Below are 18,629 nucleotides of genomic sequence, written 5' to 3'. Positions count from 1 at the left end.
CGTGCGACGGCCCAGCAAGTCGCCGACGCCGCGCTCGCGATCGACCCGGAGGTGGGTGCCGGAGCGACGCATTCGCCAGACGGGGCCCGGACCCGTCGGGATGCATGGCTAGTCTGACCAGCGGCGCCTGGGCACAGGCGCAATGGCTGTCCTAATCCGCCGTCGCGGCGATCGGGCCGCACTCACCAGTCGCCGGTATGACAAAGGGCACTATCCTCCTTGTAATTTGGATTTCGCCGCTCCGCGGCCTAAATAGAGTAAGCTTCCCGAACGACGGACCTACCGGCCAAGCGCGCAGCACTGATCGGGATCGCCCTTGCTGGGGCGGTCGATCTGCTCCATACCAGCCGCGGGTTGATTCCGGGATTTCCACCGTTCCGGGGGCGGCAAAGGGCCTGAAAAGAGCGTGTCTTGCACCTATTGGTGCACTGCGCTAAGGCTCAGAATAATTCCAAATCGGGACGAATCCGCGGCTCCCCCGACGTCGCGGGAAACAAGGGCTCGCCAATGAGCGGCATTCTGCAGAACTATCTTCCACTCGTCGTCTTTATAGGGGTGGCGGGCCTCATCGGCCTCGTGCTGCTGATCGCGCCGTTCATCGTGGCGTTCCAGCAGCCGGACCCGGAAAAGCTGTCGGCGTATGAGTGCGGTTTCAACGCCTTCGACGACGCGCGAATGAAGTTCGACGTCCGCTTCTATCTGGTCGCCATCCTCTTCATCATCTTCGACCTCGAGGTGGCGTTCCTGTTTCCCTGGGCGGTGGCGTTCGGCAAGCTTGGCGCCACCGGCTTCTGGTCCATGGTGGTGTTCCTCGCCGTGCTGACGGTGGGGTTCGCCTATGAATGGAAGAAAGGGGCACTGGAATGGGATTGAATCCTGCACCGTCCGCCGGTCCGGTCGTCGCGCCGGCCCCCAAGGGCATTCTGGATCCGTCGACCGGCAAGCCGGTCGGGGCCAATGATCCGTTCTTCCTCGAGGTCAATTCCGAACTGTCCGACAAGGGCTTCTTCGTGGCCGCGACCGACGACCTCATCACCTGGGCGCGCACCGGCTCGCTTATGTGGATGACCTTCGGTCTCGCCTGCTGCGCCGTCGAGATGATGCAGGTGTCGATGCCGCGCTACGACGTCGAGCGCTTCGGCTTCGCCCCGCGTGCCTCGCCGCGCCAGTCCGATGTGATGATCGTCGCAGGGACCTTGACCAACAAGATGGCGCCCGCGCTGCGCAAGGTCTACGACCAGATGCCGGAGCCGCGCTACGTCATCTCGATGGGCTCCTGCGCCAATGGCGGCGGCTACTATCACTATTCCTACTCGGTCGTGCGCGGCTGCGACCGCATCGTGCCGATCGACATCTACGTGCCGGGCTGCCCGCCCACGGCGGAAGCGCTGCTCTACGGCGTGCTGCTGCTGCAGAAGAAGATCCGGCGCACCGGCACCATCGAACGCTAAGGTTTTACGTCATGGACGACGGCAAGCTCGACGCCCTTGGGCAAACGATCGTTAGCGCGCTTCCGGGCGCCGCCATCGGTCACACGGTGGCCTTCAACCAGCTCACGGTTGATGTCGAGGCCGGCAAGATCGTCGAGGTGGTCAAGTACCTCCGCGACGATCCGAACTGCCGTTTCGTCAACATCACCGACGTGACCGCGGTCGACTATCCCTCGCGCGAGATGCGCTTCGATGTGATCTATCACTTCCTGTCACCGACCCTGAACGCGCGGATCCGCCTGCGGGTCGCCGCCGACGAGACCACGCAGATCCCGTCGCTGATCGACGTGTTCCCCGGCGCCGACTGGTTCGAGCGCGAGGCCTACGATCTCTACGGCGTGTTCTTCGTCGGCCATCCCGACATGCGCCGCATCCTCACCGATTACGGTTTCGAGGGCCATCCGCTGCGCAAGGATTTTCCGCTCACCGGCTTCGTCGAGGTCCGCTACGACGACCAGGAGAAGCGCGTGGTGTACGAGCCTGTCAGGCTCAACCAGGAATTCCGCAAGTTCGATTTCCTCTCGCCGTGGGAAGGGGCGGACTATCCGCTTCCCGGTGACGAGAAGGCGGGGCCGAAGGTCTGATCATGAACGAGCAACCTGAAAATCTCCGCAACTTTACGATCAATTTTGGCCCGCAGCATCCGGCTGCGCACGGCGTGTTGCGTCTGGTGCTGGAGCTTGACGGCGAGGTCGTCGCCCGCGTCGACCCCCATATCGGCCTGCTTCACCGCGGCACCGAGAAACTGATCGAGCAGAAGACCTATCTGCAGGCGATCCCTTACTTCGACCGCCTCGATTACGTCGCGCCGATGAACCAGGAGCACGCCTTCTGCTTAGCGGCCGAAAAGCTGCTCGGCATCGAGGTGCCGCGCCGTGGCCAGCTCATCCGTGTGCTCTATTGCGAGATCGGCCGCATCCTGTCGCATCTGCTCAACGTCACCACGCAGGCGATGGACGTCGGCGCGCTGACCCCGCCGCTGTGGGGCTTCGAAGAGCGCGAGAAGCTGATGGTGTTCTACGAGCGCGCCTCGGGCAGCCGCATGCATGCGGCCTTCTTCCGCGTCGGCGGCGTGCATCAGGATCTCCCGCAGAAGCTGATCGACGACATCGAGGCCTGGTGCGACCCGTTCCTGAAGGTCGTGGACGACCTCGATCGCCTGCTCACCGCCAACCGCATCTTCAAGCAGCGCAACGTCGACATCGGCGTGGTGCCGCTGAAGGAAGCCTGGGAGTGGGGTTTCTCGGGCGTGATGGTGCGCGGCTCGGGCGCGGCCTGGGACCTGCGCAAGTCGCAGCCCTATGAGTGCTACGCCGAGATGGATTTCGACATCCCGATCGGCAAGAACGGCGACTGCTACGACCGCTACCTGATCCGCATGGAAGAGATGCGCCAGGCCGTGCGCATCATGAAGCAGTGCATCCAGAAGCTGAACGCGCCCGACGGCAAGGGCCCTGTCGTCGTCGCCGACAACAAGGTCGCCCCGCCGCGCCGCGGCGAGATGAAGCGCTCGATGGAAGCGCTGATCCACCACTTCAAGCTCTACACCGAAGGCGTTCACGTGCCGGCCGGCGAGGTCTATGCCGCGGTCGAGGCGCCCAAGGGCGAGTTCGGCGTCTATCTCGTCTCCGACGGCACCAACAAGCCGTACAAGTGCAAGATCCGCGCGCCGGGCTTTGCTCATCTGCAGGCCATGGACCACATCTGCCGTGGCCATCTGCTCGCCGACGTCTCGGCGATCCTGGGCTCGCTCGACATCGTGTTCGGAGAGGTCGATCGGTGACGGCGCAGGCGCCAATCCAGTTTGACCGCGCCTCGGGGGCCCTTGAAGGGGCCAACCTGTGGGAGCGGACGGCTGCCTTGGCGCTGGTGACGGGCTCGAAGATCTCCTCGCACTTCTCGCACATGGGCTACATCGCCTGCGCCAATCTGCTGGCGAAGACGCTGCCCAGGCGCAACATCGCGATCAAGCTCAACCCCGACGCCGTGTTCGAATTCCCCTACGGCGACGGCTACTGGAGCAAGCTGCTCAACCGCTCCTACAACTATGAGGACGAGCTCGAGCTGCTGTTCGCCGACTCCATCGACGTCGACTACACGCTGCTCGATTGCGGCGCCAACTACGGCTACTGGTCGGTGCTGGTGTCGAGCAAGCCGTTCGGCTCGCACAGGGCGATCGCGATCGAGCCGTCGGGCCAGAACTATCCGAAGCTCGCCAACAACGCCCGCGTGAACGGCAACCGCTTCGAAACCATGAAGTGCGCCATCGGCGCCGCTCGCGGCACCGCGCGGCTGTCAGGCACCAAGCACGAGGCCTTCAGCATCGCCGGCGACGCATCGGCCGGTGGGGAAGAGGTGCCGGTCCTGGCGCTGGACAACCTGATCGACGATGGCAAGATCGCTGCCAGCGGCAAGTACCTGATCAAGCTCGATGTCGAGGGCGTCGAGATCGAGGCGATCAAGGGGGGCGCTCGGCTGCTCCAGGCCGACAGCGTCATCATGTGCGAGGAGCACGGCAGCGACCGCAGCCACGCGGTGTCGCGCTACATCCTCGAGCAGACTCCGCTGAAGCTGATCGTGTTCGATCCGCGGAGCAACCGGATGGAGACCGTGACCGAGCTGTCGATCCTCGATCGCATCAAGGTCTCGACCCACGTCGGCTACAACGTTTTCGGCACCGCAAGCGCGTTCTGGCAGGACAGGATCGATGCCCTGAATGCCAAGACCCTGAACGCCAAGACTCTGAACGCCAAGACCGCGCGCCGCATGCAGTGAGAGATCAAGAGATGTCCGTTCGCCGATTAGCACCGAAGGAAGTCCAGCCCGCGAGCTTTGCGTTCACGGAGGAGAACCTCGCATTCGCGAGGCAGCAGATCGCGAAATATCCGGCCGGCCGGCAGGCTTCCGCGGTCATCGCCATCCTCTGGCGGGCGCAGGAGCAGAACGAGGGCTGGGTATCGGAAGCCGCGATCCGCGTCATCGCCGACATGCTTGACATGCCCTATATCCGCGTGCTGGAGGTCGCGACCTTCTACACGATGTTCCAGCTCGCGCCCGTCGGCAAGAAGGCCCACGTCCAGGTCTGCGGCACCACGCCGTGCCGCCTGCGCGGCGTCGAGGATCTGATCCACGTCTGCGAGCACCGCATCCATCACGAGCCCTTCCATCTCTCGAAGGACGGCAATTTCAGCTGGGAGGAGGTCGAGTGCCTCGGGGCCTGCGTGAACGCGCCGATGGTGCTGATCGGCAAGGACACCTATGAGGACCTGACCAAGGAAAGCTTCGGCAAGGTGCTCGACGGCTTTGCCTCCGGCAATCCGCCCAAGCCCGGCCCGCAGAACGGCCGCCAGTTCTCGGCGCCGATCACCGGGCCGAGCACGCTGAAGGAGATCACCTGATGCGTGGTCTCTCGCAGCCTTCGGTGCAGCGGAGCGGTGCCATGAAGAAGTGGGGCTTCATCGCGATGCATGCCGCCGTGGCGGCTGCCTTCATCTTTCTCCTGCAACGCTTCAGCCTGAACGCGTCGCTGGAATCCAGTCTGCTCTGGGCGCTGACCTTCGCCGTCTGCGCCGCCGGACTTGCCTACAAGCAGTCCAATCGTTGATCGGAAAGCACTGATATGCTCGAGGACAAGGACCGCATCTTCAAGAACCTCTACGGCCTCCACGACTGGGGGCTCGAGGGTGCGCGGCGCCGTGGCGCCTGGGATGGTACGAAGACCATCATCGACAAGGGCCGCGATTGGATCATCAACGAGATGAAGGCGTCGGGCCTGCGCGGCCGCGGCGGGGCCGGCTTCCCGACCGGTCTGAAGTGGTCCTTCATGCCGAAGGAATCGACCGACGGCCGGCCGAGCTATCTCGTCGTCAACGCCGACGAGTCGGAGCCCGGCACCTGCAAGGACCGCGAGATCATGCGGCACGATCCGCATCTCCTGGTCGAGGGCTGCCTGATCGCGAGCTTCGCGATGAATGCGCATGCCTGCTACATCTATGTCCGCGGCGAGTTCATCCGCGAGCGCGAGCGTCTCCAGGCCGCGATCGACCAAGCCTACGAGGCCAAGCTGATCGGCAAGGACAATGTCAACGGCTGGCCGTTCGACCTCTACGTCGCCCACGGCGCCGGCGCCTATATCTGCGGCGAGGAGACCGCGCTGCTCGAAAGCCTCGAAGGCAAGAAGGGCCAGCCGCGACTGAAGCCGCCGTTCCCGGCGAACGTCGGCCTGTTCGGCTGCCCGACCACCGTCAACAACGTGGAGTCGATTGCGGTTGCGCCCGACATCCTGCGCCGTGGCGCAGCGTGGTTCGCCGGCATCGGCCGTCCGAACAATGTCGGCACCAAGCTCTTCTGCATCTCCGGCCATGTCGAGCGGCCCTGCAACGTCGAAGAGGCCATGGGCATTCCGTTCCGTGAGCTGATCGAAAAGCATTGCGGCGGCATCCGCGGCGGCTGGGACAACCTCAAGGCTGTGATCCCCGGCGGCTCGTCGGTGCGCATGGTGCCGGCCGAGCAGATCATCGACACGCCGATGGATTTCGACAGCCTGAGCAAGCTGCGCTCGGGCCTCGGCACCGCGGCCGTGATCGTGATGGACAAGTCGACCGACCTGATCCGCGCCATCGCCCGCATCTCCTATTTCTACAAGCACGAGAGCTGCGGCCAGTGCACGCCGTGCCGCGAGGGCACGGGCTGGATGTGGCGCGTGCTCACCCGCATGGCCGAAGGCCGCGCCCACAAGCGCGAGATCGACATGCTGCTCGAGGTGACCAAGCAGGTCGAAGGCCACACCATCTGCGCGCTCGGCGACGCGGCGGCCTGGCCGATCCAGGGCCTGATCGCGCATTTCCGTCACGAGATCGAAGCGCGCATCGACCAGTATTCGCACAAGGCCGACATCGACGATGCCGGCGTCCGCGATCCCGTGAACATGGTCGCGGCGGAGTAAGAGACATGACCAAGCTCATCATCGACGGCAAAGAGATCGATGTCCCGCCGGAGTACACGCTGCTTCAGGCGTGCGAGGCGGCCGGCGCCGAGATTCCGCGCTTCTGCTATCACGAGCGGCTGTCGATCGCCGGCAATTGCCGGATGTGCCTCGTCGAGGTGAAGGGCGGCCCGAAGCCGGTCGCCAGCTGCGCCTGGGGCGTGCGCGACTGCCGTCCGGGCCCCAAGGGCGAGCCGCCGGAGATTTCGACGCGTTCGCCGATGGTGAAGAAGGCGCGCGAAGGCGTGATGGAATTCCTGCTCATCAACCATCCCTTGGACTGCCCGATCTGCGACCAGGGCGGCGAGTGCGATCTTCAGGACCAGGCGATGGGCTATGGTGTCGACACCAGCCGCTTCGCCGAGAACAAGCGCGCGGTCGAGGACAAGTACCTCGGCGCGCTGGTCAAGACCTCGATGAACCGCTGCATCCAGTGCACGCGCTGCGTCCGCTTCTCGGCGGAGGTCGCCGGCGCGCCCGAGATGGGAGCCACCGGCCGCGGCGAGGACATGGAGATCACGACCTATCTCGAGCACGCGCTGACGTCGGAACTGCAGGGCAATCTCGTCGACATCTGCCCGGTCGGCGCGCTGACCTCGAAGCCCTACGCGTTCGCGGCGCGTCCCTGGGAACTCGGCAAGACCCAGTCGATCGACGTGATGGACGGCCTGGGATCGGCGATCCGCGTCGACACCCGCGGCCGCGAGGTGATGCGGATTCTGCCGCGCATCAACGAGGCCGTGAACGAGGAGTGGATCTCCGACAAGACCCGCCACATCGTCGACGGGCTGCGCACCCAGCGTCTCGACCGACCCTACATCCGTGAGGCCGGCAAGCTGCGCGCGGCGACCTGGCCCGAGGCCTTCGCCGCGATCGCCTCCAAGGCGGCGCGCACCGACGGCAAGCGCATCGGCGCGATTGCCGGCGACCTCGCGGGTGTCGAGGAGATGTTCGCGCTGAAGGACCTGCTCGCCAAATACGGCTCGAGCAATCTGGCGGTGCAGGGCGGCGACGCCTTCGATCCCGCGCTCGGCCGCGGCTCCTACATCTTCAATCCGACCCTGGTCGGCGTCGAGCAGGCCGATGCGCTGCTCATCATCGGTGCCAATCCGCGCAAGGAAGCGGCCGTGTTCAACGCCCGCATCCGCAAGCGCTGGCGCGCCGGCGGCTTCAAGGTCGGCGTGATCGGCGCCAAGGCCGATCTGACCTATCATTACGATCATCTCGGCGCGGGCACCGAGACGCTCAATGAGCTCGCGGCCGGCAAGCACTCCTTCATGGACGTGCTGAAGAACGCCAAGCACCCGATCATCCTGGTCGGCGCCGGCGCGGCCGCCCGTCACGACGGCGCCGGCATCCTCGCCGCCGCCGCCAAGCTCGCGCTCGACGTCGGCGCGGTGAAGGACGGCTGGAACGGGTTTGGCGTGCTGCACGAGACCGCCTCGCGCGTCGGTGCGCTCGACATCGGCTTCGCCGCGACCGCAGGCGGCCTGAACGCTGCGCAGATGACGACGTTCGGCACGCTGGACCTGCTGTTCCTGCTCGGTGCCGACGAGATCAAGGCGCCGGACGGCACCTTCGTCGTCTATATCGGCACCCATGGCGACCGCGGCGCGCATCGCGCCGACGTCATCCTGCCGGCCGCCACCTACACCGAGAAGTCCGCGATCTACGTCAACACCGAAGGCCGCGTGCAGATGACGGGTCGTGCCGCGTTTCCGCCGGGCGAGGCCCGCGAGGACTGGGCGATCATTCGTGCGCTGTCGGAAGCGCTCGGCAAGAAGCTCGGCTATGACTCGCTTCCCGCGCTGCGCCAGGCGATCTTCAAGGCCGTGCCGCATCTGATCCGTCTCGACCAGATCGAGGCCGGCTCCGCCGACCAGGTCAAGAAGCTGGCGGGGAAGGGCGGCTCGCCCGAGAAGGCGCCGTTCAAGCCGCTGGTCGAGGACTTTTATTTGACCAACCCAATCGCGCGTGCGTCCGCCGTGATGGCGGAATGCTCGCGGCTTGCCTCCGGGCAGATGCTGACCGCAGCGGAGTGAGCGTGATCTGATGGAATTCTTCGAAAGCGCATTCTGGACCGGGTTCCTCTGGCCGCTGATCATCATGGTCGCCGAGAGCGTCCTGGTGCTCGTCGTCCTGCTCGTGGCGATCGCCTACATCCTGCTCGCCGACCGCAAGATCTGGGCGGCGGTGCAGATCCGCCGCGGCCCGAACGTGGTCGGCCCCTGGGGCCTGCTGCAATCCTTCGCGGACCTGCTGAAGTTCGTGCTGAAGGAGCCGATCATCCCGGCCGGCGCCAACAAGGGCGTGTTCCTGCTGGCGCCGCTGGTGTCCTGCGTGCTTGCGCTCGCCGCCTGGGCGGTGATCCCGACCAATCTCGGCTGGGTGATCTCCGACATCAATGTCGGCGTCCTCTTCATCTTCGCGATCTCGTCGCTGTCGATCTACGGCATCATCATGGCCGGCTGGTCGTCCAACTCGAAATACCCGTTCCTGGCCGCGCTGCGCTCGGCGGCGCAAATGGTGTCGTACGAAGTCTCGATCGGCTTCGTCATCATCACGGTGCTGCTCTGCGCCGGCACGCTGAACCTTTCGGCCGTGGTCGAGGCCCAGCACGCACGCGGTCTCGCCAGCCTGATCGGGCTGCCGCAGCTCACCATCCTGAACTGGTATGTCTGGCCGCTGTTCCCGATGTTCGTGGTGTTCTACGTCTCGGCGCTGGCGGAAACCAACCGTCCGCCCTTCGACCTCGTCGAAGCGGAATCCGAGCTCGTCGCAGGCTTCATGGTCGAATACGGCTCGACGCCGTACCTCTTGTTCATGCTCGGCGAATACGTCGCGATCGTTACGATGTGCGCGCTGGCCACGATCCTGTTCCTCGGTGGCTGGTTGCCGCCGGTGGATCTGCCGCCCTTCAACTGGGTGCCCGGGATCATCTGGTTCGCGCTGAAACTGTTCTTCATGTTCTTCCTGTTCGCGATGGCAAAGGCGATCGTGCCGCGCTACCGCTACGACCAACTGATGCGCCTCGGCTGGAAGGTGTTCCTGCCGTTGTCGCTGGCGATGGTGATCGTGGTGGCCGGCGTGCTGCATTTCGCCGGCATCGCGCCGAAGTGAGGGCCGTCATGGGTATCAACATCAACGCCACTGCTCGCTCGCTTCTGCTGTCGGAATTCGTCTCGGCGTTCTTCCTCGCCATGCGCTATTTCTTCCAGCCGAAGCCGACGCTGAACTATCCGTTCGAGAAGGGCCCGATCTCGCCGCGCTTCCGCGGCGAGCATGCGCTGCGCCGCTATCCGAACGGCGAAGAGCGCTGCATCGCCTGCAAGCTGTGCGAAGCGGTCTGCCCCGCGCAGGCCATCACCATCGAGGCCGGCCCGCGCCGCAATGACGGCACCCGCCGCACCGTGCGCTACGACATCGACATGGTGAAGTGCATCTATTGTGGCCTCTGCCAGGAGGCCTGTCCGGTCGACGCCATCGTCGAAGGTCCGAATTTCGAGTTCGCGACCGAGACCCGCGAGGAGCTGTTCTATGACAAGGCCAAGCTGCTCGCCAACGGCGACCGCTGGGAACGCGAGATCGCGAAAGCGATCGAGCTCGACGCGCCGTACCGGTGAGGTGAGGGCATGATCCTTCCCGCGCTGTTCTTCTATCTCTTCGCAGGCGTCTGCGTGGCCTCCGCCGTGATGGTGATTGTCTCGCGCAATCCCGTGCACTCCGTGCTGTACCTGATCCTGGCCTTCGTCAACGCCTCCGGCCTGTTCGTGCTGATGGGCGCCGAGTTCCTCGGCATGATGCTGATCGTCGTCTATGTCGGCGCGGTCGCGGTGCTGTTCCTGTTCGTGATCATGATGCTCGACGTCGACTTCCTCGAGCTGCGCGAGGGCTTCATCGAGTACCTGCCGGTCGGTCTCGTGATCGGCGGCGTCTTCATGTTCGAGCTGCTGCTCACCGTCGGCTTCTGGGTCATCAACCCCGGTGTCGCCAAGACGATCACGGCGGCGATCCCGGCCAATGTCAGCAACACCGAAGCGCTCGGCCTCGTGCTCTATACGAAGTACATCCACTACTTCCAGCTCGCGGGCATGGTGCTGCTGGTCGCCATGATCGGCGCCATCGTGCTGACGCTGCGCCACAAGGCGAGCGTGAAGCGGCAGGACATCAACGTTCAGAACGCGCGCACGCCCGAGATGGCCATGGCGATGCGCAAGGTGGCGCCGGGGCAGGGACTCCAGGATGCCGATGCCGCGGAGTGGGTGAAATGACGATCGGGCTCGGACATTACCTGGCGGTCGGCGCGATCCTGTTCACGCTCGGGATCCTCGGCATCTTCCTGAACCGCAAGAACATCATCGTCATCCTGATGTCGATCGAGCTGATCCTGCTCTCGGTCAACATCAACCTCGTCGCGTTCTCGACCTTCCTCGGCGACATCGTCGGCCAGGTCTTCGCGCTGCTGGTGCTGACGGTCGCGGCCGCCGAAGCCGCGATCGGTCTCGCCATCCTGGTGGTCTATTTCCGCAACCGCGGCTCGATCGCGGTTGAGGACGTCAATCTGATGAAGGGCTGAGCTCTCAAATGGTTCAGGCGATCGTTTTCCTTCCCCTGCTGGGCGCCATTCTGGCCGGCCTGATCTCGCTGGTCGGCGCGCATGCCCGCAACCCCTCGGGTGACGAGGTCGAGCATCACGGCGACCATGGTCACGGCGCGCACGCCCATGCGTCCGATAAGATCAACGAGGATGCGTCCGCCATCCACGAGACCCATCATGAGCCCGGCGACGGCCATGACGATCACGGTCACGGTCCAACCGAGCCGGCCGCGGCGGGCTCGCGCGCGGCGGAGCTGATCACCACCGGGTTGCTGTTCGTCTCGGCCGCGCTGTCCTGGATGACGCTGGTCGACGTCGGCTTCATGCACCACGATGCCCGCATCCAGCTGTTGCCTTTCATCTTTTCCGGCGATCTCCAGGTCTGGTGGGCGCTGCGCGTCGACACGCTCACCGCTGTGATGCTGGTGGTGGTGACGACCGTGTCCTCGCTCGTGCACCTCTATTCCATCGGCTACATGGACGAGGATCCGTACCGGCCGCGCTTCTTCGGCTATCTCAGCCTGTTCACCTTCGCCATGCTGATGCTGGTGACGGCGGACAATCTGGTCCAGCTGTTCTTCGGCTGGGAAGGCGTGGGTCTGGCGAGCTACCTCTTGATCGGCTTCTGGTACCAGAAGCCCTCGGCGAATGCGGCCGCCATCAAGGCGTTCGTCGTTAACCGCGTCGGCGACTTCGGCTTCGCGCTCGGCATCTTCGCGATCTTCATGCTGGCCGGCTCGACCGATTTCGAGACCATCTTCCATGCCGCGCCCGGCCTCACCGGCAAGACCATCAACTTCCTCGGCTGGCATGCCGACGCGCTGACCCTGACCTGTCTGCTCCTCTTCATGGGCGCGATGGGCAAGTCGGCGCAGTTCCTGCTGCACACCTGGTTGCCGGACGCGATGGAAGGCCCGACGCCGGTGTCGGCGCTGATCCACGCCGCGACCATGGTCACCGCGGGCGTGTTCATGGTGGCGCGCCTGTCGCCGCTGTTCGAGCTCGCCCCGACCGCCCAGGCCGTGGTGATGTTCATCGGTGCCACCACGGCGTTCTTCGCGGCGACCATCGGCCTCGTCCAGAACGACATCAAGCGCATCGTCGCCTACTCGACTTGTTCGCAGCTCGGCTACATGTTCGTCGCGATGGGAGCAGGGGCCTACTCGGTCGGCATGTTCCACCTGTTCACGCACGCCTTCTTCAAGGCGCTGTTGTTCTTGGGCTCCGGCTCGGTGATCTACGCGATGCACCACGAGCAGGACATCCGCAACATGGGCGGCCTCTGGAAGAAGATCCCCTACACCTATGCGGTGATGGTGGTCGGCACGCTGGCGCTGACCGGCTTCCCGCTCACCGCCGGCTACTTCTCCAAGGACGCGATCATCGAGTCCGCCTACGCCTCGCACAATCCGTTCGCGGTGTACGGCTTCCTGATGACGGTCATCGCCGCCGGCCTGACCTCGTTCTACTCCTGGCGCCTGATCTTCAAGACCTTCCACGGCGAGCCGCATGACGAGCATCATTATGAGGCCGCGCATGAGGCTCCGCTCTGGATCCTGATCCCGATCGGGGTGCTCGCGGTCGGCTCGTTTGTCGCGGGCCTGCCGTTCAAGGAGCTGTTCGCCGGCCACGGCGTCGAGGAGTTCTTCCGCGAGTCCGTGAAGATGAACCCGCACATCATCGAGGAGATGCACCACATCCCCGAGCACATCGCCTTCCTGCCGACGGTGATGATGGTGCTGGGCTTCCTCGTCTCGTACCTGTTCTACATCAGCCGGCCCTACATCCCCGTTCGGCTCGCTCAAGAGCAGCCGATGCTGTACCAGTTCCTGCTCAACAAATGGTACTTCGACGAGCTCTACGACGTCATCTTCGTCCGTCCGGCGAAGTGGATCGGCTATCAGCTCTGGAAGAAGGGCGACGGCTTCATCATCGACGGCTTCGGGCCCGACGGCGTCTCCGCGCGCGTGCTGGACGTCACCCGCAACGTCGTGAAGATCCAGACCGGCTATCTCTATCATTACGCATTCGCCATGCTGATCGGTGCCGCCGGCCTGATCACCTGGTTCATGTTCGGCTTTGGAGGCCAGTAAATGACAACCTGGCCCATTCTCTCGGTCACGACGTTCCTGCCGGCGGTCGGCGCGCTGATCGTTTATCTGAGCCGCGGCGATGACGAGGCGGCCAAGCGCAATTCGCGCTGGATCGCGCTCTGGACCACGCTGATCACCTTCGCGGTGTCGGTGATCCTGGTCATGCGCTTCGACCCCAACAGCGCCGACTTCCAGTTCGTCGAGAAGGCGAACTGGCTCGCCACCGGCATCACCTACCACATGGGTGTCGACGGCATCTCGCTGCCGCTCGTGATCCTCACCACCGCCGTGATGCCGTTCTGCATCATCGCGAGCTGGAAGGCGATCACCAACCGCGTCCGCGAATACATGATGGCGTTCCTGATCCTGGAAACGCTGATGGTCGGCACCTTCTCGGCGCTCGATCTCGTGCTGTTCTACCTGTTTTTCGAAGGCGGCCTGATCCCGATGTTCCTGATCATCGGCGTCTGGGGCGGTCCGCGCCGGGTCTACGCCTCGTTCAAGTTCTTCCTCTACACGCTGCTCGGCTCGGTCCTGATGCTGCTCGCCATCATGGCGCTGTACTGGAACGGCGGCACCACTGACATTCCGACCCTGATGCACACCGCGGTGCCGCGGTCCTTGCAGACCTGGGCTTGGCTTGCCTTCTTCGCCTCCTTCGCGGTGAAGATGCCGATGTGGCCGGTGCACACCTGGCTGCCCGATGCGCACGTCGAGGCACCGACCGCGGGCTCGGTGGTCCTCGCCGCGATCCTGCTGAAAATGGGCGGCTACGGCTTCCTGCGCTTCTCGCTGCCGATGTTCCCGCTGGCCTCGCACGACTTCGCGCCGCTGATCTTCACGCTCTCGGCCATCGCCATCATCTACACCTCGCTGGTGGCGTTGATGCAGGAGGACATGAAGAAGCTGATCGCCTACTCGTCGGTGGCGCATATGGGCTTCGTCACCATGGGCATCTTTGCCGGCACCATGCAGGGCGTCGCCGGCGGCATGTTCCAGATGATCTCGCACGGCATCGTCTCCGGCGCGCTGTTCCTCTGCGTCGGCGTCGTCTACGACCGCCTGCACACCCGCGAGATCGCGGCCTATGGCGGCCTCGTCAACCGGATGCCGCTCTACGCGATGACCTTCATGGTCTTCACCATGGCCAATGTCGGTCTGCCCGGAACGAGCGGCTTCGTCGGCGAATTCATGACGCTGCTCGGCACCTTCAAGGTGTCGATCCCGACCGCGTTCTTCGCCACCTTCGGCGTGATCCTCTCGGCGTGCTACGCGCTGTGGCTCTACCGCAAGGTCGTGTTCGGGGCGCTGGTCAAGCCGTCGCTGATGAGCATGAAGGACCTCACCGTGCGCGAATGCGTGACGCTGTTCCCGATGATCGCGCTGACGATCCTGTTCGGCGTCTGGCCGAAGCCGGTGCTCGACATGTCGGCCGCCTCGGTCCAGCAACTCGTCAACAATTACAACACCGCCGTGACGGCCGTGAAGGCCGCCGCACTGCTCCAATGATCGGGCAGGTCAGGATATCGCCATGAGCTTTTCGACTGCAGGTTATCAACTGGCGCCGGTGCTGCCCGAGCTCGTGCTCGCGGTCGGCGCCATGGCGCTTCTGATGCTCGGTGCCTATCGCGGGCAGGGAACGACCAGGACGGTGACGTCCCTGGCAGTGCTGCTCCTGATCCTGGTCGGCGTGCTCGAATATCTCCAGCCGGCGGGGAAGACCGTGACCTTCGGCGGCAGCTTCATCGTCGACGACTTCGCCCGCTTCATGAAGATCCTGGCCCTGATCGGCTCGGCGGTGACGCTGGTGCTGTCGACCGAGTTCCTCTCCGACCCCTCGCGCCGCATCTTCGAATACGCCATCCTGGTGCTGCTCTCGACCCTCGGCATGATGGTGCTGATCTCGGCCGGCGACCTGATCTCTCTCTATCTCGGCCTCGAACTGATGTCGCTGGCGCTCTACGTCGTGGCGGCCTCAAACCGTGACAACGCCAAGTCGACCGAAGCCGGCCTGAAGTATTTCGTCCTGGGCGCGCTGTCCTCGGGCATGCTGCTCTACGGCTCTTCGCTGGTTTACGGCTTCACCGGCACGGTCAGCTTCACCGGCATCGCCGCGGCTGCGACCGTCTCGAACATCGGCCTCATCTTCGGCCTGGTCTTCCTGCTCGCCGGTCTCTGCTTCAAGGTCTCGGCCGTGCCGTTCCACATGTGGACGCCTGACGTGTATGAGGGCGCACCGACCCCGGTCACCGCCTTCTTCGCTTCGGCACCGAAGGTGGCCGCGCTCGCCGTCTTCACCCGCGTCACGCTGACCGCATTCCCCGGCATCGTCTCGCAGTGGCAGCAGATCCTGGTGTTCGTGGCGATCGCCTCGATGGCGCTCGGCTCCTTCGCCGCGATCGGCCAGAGCAACATCAAGCGCCTGATGGCGTACTCCTCGATCGGCCACATGGGCTTCGCCCTGGTCGGCCTTGCCTCCGGCACGGTCGAGGGCGCACAGGGCGTGCTGATGTACATCGTGATCTATGTCGCGATGACGCTCGGCTCGTTCTCGATCATCCTCGCCATGAAGCGCAACGGCCAGGCCGTCGAGCAGATCAGCGATTTCGCCGGCCTGTCGCGCACCAACCCGCTGCTCGCCTTCATGTTCGCGATGCTGCTGTTCTCGCTCGCCGGCATCCCGCCGCTCGCCGGCTTCTTCGCGAAGTGGTACGTCTTCGTCGCCGCCATCAAGGCGAACCTGTTCACGCTCGCCGTCATCGGCGTGCTGACCAGCGTCGTCGGCGGGTACTACTATCTCGCCATCGTCAAGGCGATGTATTTCGACGAGCCCGCCGGCCAGGTCGATCCGGTTCGCGTCGAGGTGAAGACGGTGCTGGCGGTTGCGGGCCTGTTCAACATCCTTTTCGCGCTGTTCGCGGGGCCGGTGGTGAGCGTCGCCTCGGCCGCGGCAAAGTCGCTGTTCTAGGATGGGGTTCGCGCTCGGTCCTCGCGCACAGGCCGCGGGCTACAAGCTCGCGGCTTTCGAGCGGACCGGCTCGACCAACACCGACGCCATCGAGCACGCGCGGGCCGGCGAGCGCGGCCCGATGTGGTTCGTCACGTCAGAGCAGACCGCCGGTCGCGGCCGGCGCCAGCGCGCCTGGATCGCCCCAAAGGGCAATCTCGCCGCCAGCGTCCTCGAAGTCCTGGACATCGCGCCCGCGGTTGCCGCCACCATCGGGTTTGCGGCGGGGCTGGCGGAAGAGGCTGCGCTGGAGAAGGTCAGCCTCGAGGCCGCGCTGCGGCTCGGCGAGGGCCGGCCCCGCTACGCCCTGAAATGGCCGAATGACGTCCTCGCCGACGGCAAGAAGCTCGTCGGCATTGGCCTCGAGGCAGAGGCCGTCGGCGATCATCTTGCCATCGTCGTCGGCATCGGCACCAACGTCGTCGCCGCGCCGGAGGGCACGCCGACGCCCGCCGTGTCGCTGGCCGCACTCGGCGTCCAGATCGGCGCGGAGGAGCTGTTTGCGGCCCTGTCGGACGCCTGGGTCGAGTTCCGTGGCATTTGGGACAATGGCCGCGGCTTCGCCGATATTCGTAAACTGTGGCTGATGCGCGCCGCCGGCCTCGGCGAGAAAGTCGCGATCCACACGGGAACGACGACACTGGAAGGCATTTTCGACACCATCGATGACACCGGCTGCCTGATCGTCCGCACCGTGGACGGCCAGCGCATTCCTGTGGCGGCGGGCGAGGTGTTCTTCGGCCCGGTCCGCTCGGTGGGAGCTGCGTGATGGCAAAGCCGGACGAACTGGTGTTTGCGCCGCTCGGCGGCGTCGGCGAGATCGGCATGAACCTGTCGATCTACGGCCTCGGCAACCGCCAGCAGCGCGCCTGGCTCGCGGTCGATCTCGGCGTCTCCTTCGGCGACGAGGAGCATCTGCCCGGTATCGACCTGATCATGCCCGACATCAGCTTCCTGGAGAAGGAACGCAAGAACCTGATGGGCCTCGTGCTGACGCACGCCCATGAGGATCATTTCGGCGCCATCATCGATCTCTGGCCGAAGCTGAAATGCCCGATCTATGCGACGAGGTTCAGCGCCGCGCTGTTCGAGGCCAAATGCGCCGCCGAGCGCAATGCGCCCGAGATCCCGGTGACCGTGGTCCCATCAGGCGGCCGGGTCGATGTCGGCCCGTTCAACGTCGAGTTCATTCCCGTCGCGCATTCGATTCCCGAAGCGCACGCGCTGGCGATCCACACTGAGGTCGGCATCGTGCTGCACACCGGCGACTGGAAGATCGATCCGACCCCGACGCTGGGGGCACCGACAGACGAGAAGCGGCTGCGCGAGCTCGGCGAGGAGGGCGTGCTCGCTTTGATCGGCGATTCCACCAACGCCGTGCGCGACGGCCGCTCGCCCTCGGAGGCCGAGGTCGCCAAGACCATCATCGAGCTCGTCAAATCGGCCAAGGGTCGCGTCGCGGTCACGACCTTCGCCTCGAACGTCGCCCGCGTCAAAGCCGTGGCCGACGCCGCCAGGGCGGCGGACCGCGAGGTCGTCGTGGTCGGCCGCGCCATGGAGCGCGTGGTGCAGGTCGCGCGCGAGACCGGCTATCTCGACGGCGTGCAGAACTTCCGCTCGCCCGAGGTCTACGGCCACCTGCCGCACGACAAGGTGCTGGCGCTCTGCACCGGCAGCCAGGGCGAGCCGCGCGCCGCGCTGGCCCGCATTGCCAATGACGACCATCCTGAAATCACGCTCAACCGCGGCGACAGCGTCATCTTCTCCTCGCGCACGATTCCGGGCAACGAGAAGGCGGTCGGCTCGATCATCAACAATCTGGTGCTCCAGGGCGTCGAAATCATCACCGACCGCGACGCGCTCGTCCACGTCTCCGGCCATCCGCGCCGCGACGAGCTGCGCGACCTGATCTCTTGGGTGAGGCCGCAGCTGCTGATCCCGGTCCATGGCGAGGCTCTGCATCTGCACGAGCACGCGAAGCTCGCGCGCGCCGTCGGCGTGCCGCGCGTGCTGGTCTGCCGCAACGGCGACCTCGTCAAGCTCGGCCCCGGGGATCCCGGCATCGTCGGCGAGGTGCCCTCGGGCCGGCTCTACAAGGACGGCACGATCCTGGAGGACTCGAAGTCCCGTGCCGTGGTCGAGCGCCGCCGCATGGCCTTCTCCGGCTGTGCGTTCGTCGCCATCGCCATGACTGCGCAGGGCGAGCTTGCCGACGAGCCCGAGCTCGATCTCGTCGGCATCCCCGAGAAGAACAGGGCAGGCGAGACTTTTGACGACCTGGTCTTCGATGCCGTCATGTCCACGATCGAGGGGCTACCGCGGGCGCGCCGGCGGGATCCGGATGCATTGGCCGAGTCGGTGCGACGCGCCGTCCGGGCCGTCATCAACGAACATTGGGGCAAAAAGCCCCCCTGTCTGGTACACGTCCTGACGGTGTAGATGAGGCGTGGTCTTGCGG

At 65.1% G+C, this 18,629-nt stretch carries 18 protein-coding genes; all 18 read left to right on the top strand.

The features are described from left to right. Window positions 1–507 precede the first annotated feature (507 nt). From ACNJYB_RS21995 to ACNJYB_RS21910, 18 genes are read left to right on the top strand one after another with little or no spacing between them, the layout of a single operon-like run. On the top strand, window positions 508–873 hold the full coding sequence (locus tag ACNJYB_RS21995) for an NADH-quinone oxidoreductase subunit A (protein WP_008136158.1): 366 nt from the start codon (window positions 508–510) through the stop codon (window positions 871–873). Further along, window positions 870–1,451 (top strand): NuoB/complex I 20 kDa subunit family protein, encoded by a 582-nt coding sequence (locus ACNJYB_RS21990; RefSeq protein ID WP_371740171.1) that lies wholly within the window; start codon window positions 870–872, stop codon window positions 1,449–1,451. Before ACNJYB_RS21995 ends, ACNJYB_RS21990 begins: the two co-directional genes overlap by 4 nt. A gap of 11 nt (window positions 1,452–1,462) precedes the next feature. Beyond that, the gene (locus ACNJYB_RS21985) at window positions 1,463–2,074 is read left to right on the top strand and encodes an NADH-quinone oxidoreductase subunit C (RefSeq protein WP_439368441.1); all 612 of its coding nucleotides are present in this window, start codon (window positions 1,463–1,465) and stop codon (window positions 2,072–2,074) included. Between the two features lie 2 nt (window positions 2,075–2,076). After that, on the top strand, window positions 2,077–3,273 hold the full coding sequence (locus ACNJYB_RS21980; protein ID WP_439368440.1) for an NADH-quinone oxidoreductase subunit D: 1,197 nt from the start codon (window positions 2,077–2,079) through the stop codon (window positions 3,271–3,273). After that, a complete protein-coding gene (locus ACNJYB_RS21975) occupies window positions 3,270–4,265 on the top strand; it encodes an FkbM family methyltransferase (RefSeq protein WP_439368438.1) in 996 nt (331 codons plus the stop codon). The genes ACNJYB_RS21980 and ACNJYB_RS21975 overlap by 4 nt, the downstream gene beginning before the upstream one ends. 11 nt (window positions 4,266–4,276) lie before the next feature. Further along, window positions 4,277–4,888, top strand: a complete 612-nt coding sequence (gene nuoE, locus ACNJYB_RS21970; RefSeq protein WP_439368437.1) for an NADH-quinone oxidoreductase subunit NuoE — start codon at window positions 4,277–4,279, stop codon at window positions 4,886–4,888. Next, window positions 4,888–5,094 carry a hypothetical protein gene (locus tag ACNJYB_RS21965; protein ID WP_439368436.1) on the top strand — a complete coding sequence of 69 codons (207 nt, stop codon included), beginning with the start codon at window positions 4,888–4,890 and terminating at the stop codon, window positions 5,092–5,094. Before nuoE ends, ACNJYB_RS21965 begins: the two co-directional genes overlap by 1 nt. Before the next feature lie 15 nt (window positions 5,095–5,109). After that, window positions 5,110–6,435 carry an NADH-quinone oxidoreductase subunit NuoF gene (gene nuoF, locus ACNJYB_RS21960; protein ID WP_439368435.1) on the top strand — a complete coding sequence of 442 codons (1,326 nt, stop codon included), beginning with the start codon at window positions 5,110–5,112 and terminating at the stop codon, window positions 6,433–6,435. Between the two features lie 5 nt (window positions 6,436–6,440). Beyond that, window positions 6,441–8,516, top strand: a complete 2,076-nt coding sequence (gene nuoG, locus ACNJYB_RS21955) for an NADH-quinone oxidoreductase subunit NuoG (RefSeq protein WP_439368434.1) — start codon at window positions 6,441–6,443, stop codon at window positions 8,514–8,516. Between the two features lie 10 nt (window positions 8,517–8,526). Beyond that, the gene (gene nuoH / locus ACNJYB_RS21950) at window positions 8,527–9,594 is read left to right on the top strand and encodes an NADH-quinone oxidoreductase subunit NuoH (protein ID WP_018642373.1); all 1,068 of its coding nucleotides are present in this window, start codon (window positions 8,527–8,529) and stop codon (window positions 9,592–9,594) included. A 14-nt stretch (window positions 9,595–9,608) separates the two neighbouring features. Continuing rightward, window positions 9,609–10,097, top strand: a complete 489-nt coding sequence (nuoI, locus tag ACNJYB_RS21945) for an NADH-quinone oxidoreductase subunit NuoI (protein WP_026232873.1) — start codon at window positions 9,609–9,611, stop codon at window positions 10,095–10,097. Between the two features lie 9 nt (window positions 10,098–10,106). Continuing rightward, on the top strand, window positions 10,107–10,745 hold the full coding sequence (locus tag ACNJYB_RS21940) for an NADH-quinone oxidoreductase subunit J (protein WP_439368433.1): 639 nt from the start codon (window positions 10,107–10,109) through the stop codon (window positions 10,743–10,745). Then, window positions 10,742–11,050 (top strand): NADH-quinone oxidoreductase subunit NuoK, encoded by a 309-nt coding sequence (nuoK, locus tag ACNJYB_RS21935; RefSeq protein ID WP_008547737.1) that lies wholly within the window; start codon window positions 10,742–10,744, stop codon window positions 11,048–11,050. The genes ACNJYB_RS21940 and nuoK overlap by 4 nt, the downstream gene beginning before the upstream one ends. 8 nt (window positions 11,051–11,058) lie before the next feature. Further along, a complete protein-coding gene (gene nuoL, locus ACNJYB_RS21930) occupies window positions 11,059–13,164 on the top strand; it encodes an NADH-quinone oxidoreductase subunit L (protein WP_439368432.1) in 2,106 nt (701 codons plus the stop codon). Further along, window positions 13,165–14,673 (top strand): NADH-quinone oxidoreductase subunit M, encoded by a 1,509-nt coding sequence (locus ACNJYB_RS21925; protein WP_439368431.1) that lies wholly within the window; start codon window positions 13,165–13,167, stop codon window positions 14,671–14,673. It abuts the gene before it with no gap. 22 nt (window positions 14,674–14,695) lie between these two features. Beyond that, on the top strand, window positions 14,696–16,132 hold the full coding sequence (nuoN, locus tag ACNJYB_RS21920) for an NADH-quinone oxidoreductase subunit NuoN (RefSeq protein ID WP_439368430.1): 1,437 nt from the start codon (window positions 14,696–14,698) through the stop codon (window positions 16,130–16,132). Window position 16,133: 1 nt separating this feature from the next. Then, window positions 16,134–16,940 carry a biotin--[acetyl-CoA-carboxylase] ligase gene (locus ACNJYB_RS21915; protein WP_439368429.1) on the top strand — a complete coding sequence of 269 codons (807 nt, stop codon included), beginning with the start codon at window positions 16,134–16,136 and terminating at the stop codon, window positions 16,938–16,940. Then, complete coding sequence (locus ACNJYB_RS21910) at window positions 16,940–18,610, top strand: ribonuclease J (RefSeq protein ID WP_439368428.1); 1,671 nt, start codon at window positions 16,940–16,942, stop codon at window positions 18,608–18,610. The genes ACNJYB_RS21915 and ACNJYB_RS21910 overlap by 1 nt, the downstream gene beginning before the upstream one ends. Window positions 18,611–18,629 lie beyond the last annotated feature (19 nt).

It is taken from the genome of Bradyrhizobium sp. SMVTL-02 (assembly GCF_051853005.1).
Lineage (GTDB): Bacteria > Pseudomonadota > Alphaproteobacteria > Rhizobiales > Xanthobacteraceae > Bradyrhizobium.
Note: the sequence above shows the minus strand (reverse complement) of the source record. Positions and strands in the feature narration are given on the sequence as shown.

Bases quoted from the DNA above. Each gene is read 5' to 3' on its own strand.
- ACNJYB_RS21995 (WP_008136158.1), top strand. From the start codon at position 508: ATGAGCGGCATTCTGCAGAACTATCTTCCACTCGTCGTCTTTATAGGG.
- ACNJYB_RS21985 (WP_439368441.1), top strand. From the start codon at position 1,463: ATGGACGACGGCAAGCTCGACGCCCTTGGGCAAACGATCGTTAGCGCG.
- ACNJYB_RS21980 (WP_439368440.1), top strand. From the start codon at position 2,077: ATGAACGAGCAACCTGAAAATCTCCGCAACTTTACGATCAATTTTGGC.
- nuoE (WP_439368437.1), top strand. From the start codon at position 4,277: ATGTCCGTTCGCCGATTAGCACCGAAGGAAGTCCAGCCCGCGAGCTTT.
- ACNJYB_RS21965 (WP_439368436.1), top strand. From the start codon at position 4,888: ATGCGTGGTCTCTCGCAGCCTTCGGTGCAGCGGAGCGGTGCCATGAAG.
- nuoF (WP_439368435.1), top strand. From the start codon at position 5,110: ATGCTCGAGGACAAGGACCGCATCTTCAAGAACCTCTACGGCCTCCAC.
- nuoG (WP_439368434.1), top strand. From the start codon at position 6,441: ATGACCAAGCTCATCATCGACGGCAAAGAGATCGATGTCCCGCCGGAG.
- nuoH (WP_018642373.1), top strand. From the start codon at position 8,527: ATGGAATTCTTCGAAAGCGCATTCTGGACCGGGTTCCTCTGGCCGCTG.
- ACNJYB_RS21940 (WP_439368433.1), top strand. From the start codon at position 10,107: ATGATCCTTCCCGCGCTGTTCTTCTATCTCTTCGCAGGCGTCTGCGTG.
- nuoK (WP_008547737.1), top strand. From the start codon at position 10,742: ATGACGATCGGGCTCGGACATTACCTGGCGGTCGGCGCGATCCTGTTC.
- nuoL (WP_439368432.1), top strand. From the start codon at position 11,059: ATGGTTCAGGCGATCGTTTTCCTTCCCCTGCTGGGCGCCATTCTGGCC.
- ACNJYB_RS21925 (WP_439368431.1), top strand. From the start codon at position 13,165: ATGACAACCTGGCCCATTCTCTCGGTCACGACGTTCCTGCCGGCGGTC.
- nuoN (WP_439368430.1), top strand. From the start codon at position 14,696: ATGAGCTTTTCGACTGCAGGTTATCAACTGGCGCCGGTGCTGCCCGAG.
- ACNJYB_RS21915 (WP_439368429.1), top strand. From the start codon at position 16,134: ATGGGGTTCGCGCTCGGTCCTCGCGCACAGGCCGCGGGCTACAAGCTC.
- ACNJYB_RS21910 (WP_439368428.1), top strand. From the start codon at position 16,940: ATGGCAAAGCCGGACGAACTGGTGTTTGCGCCGCTCGGCGGCGTCGGC.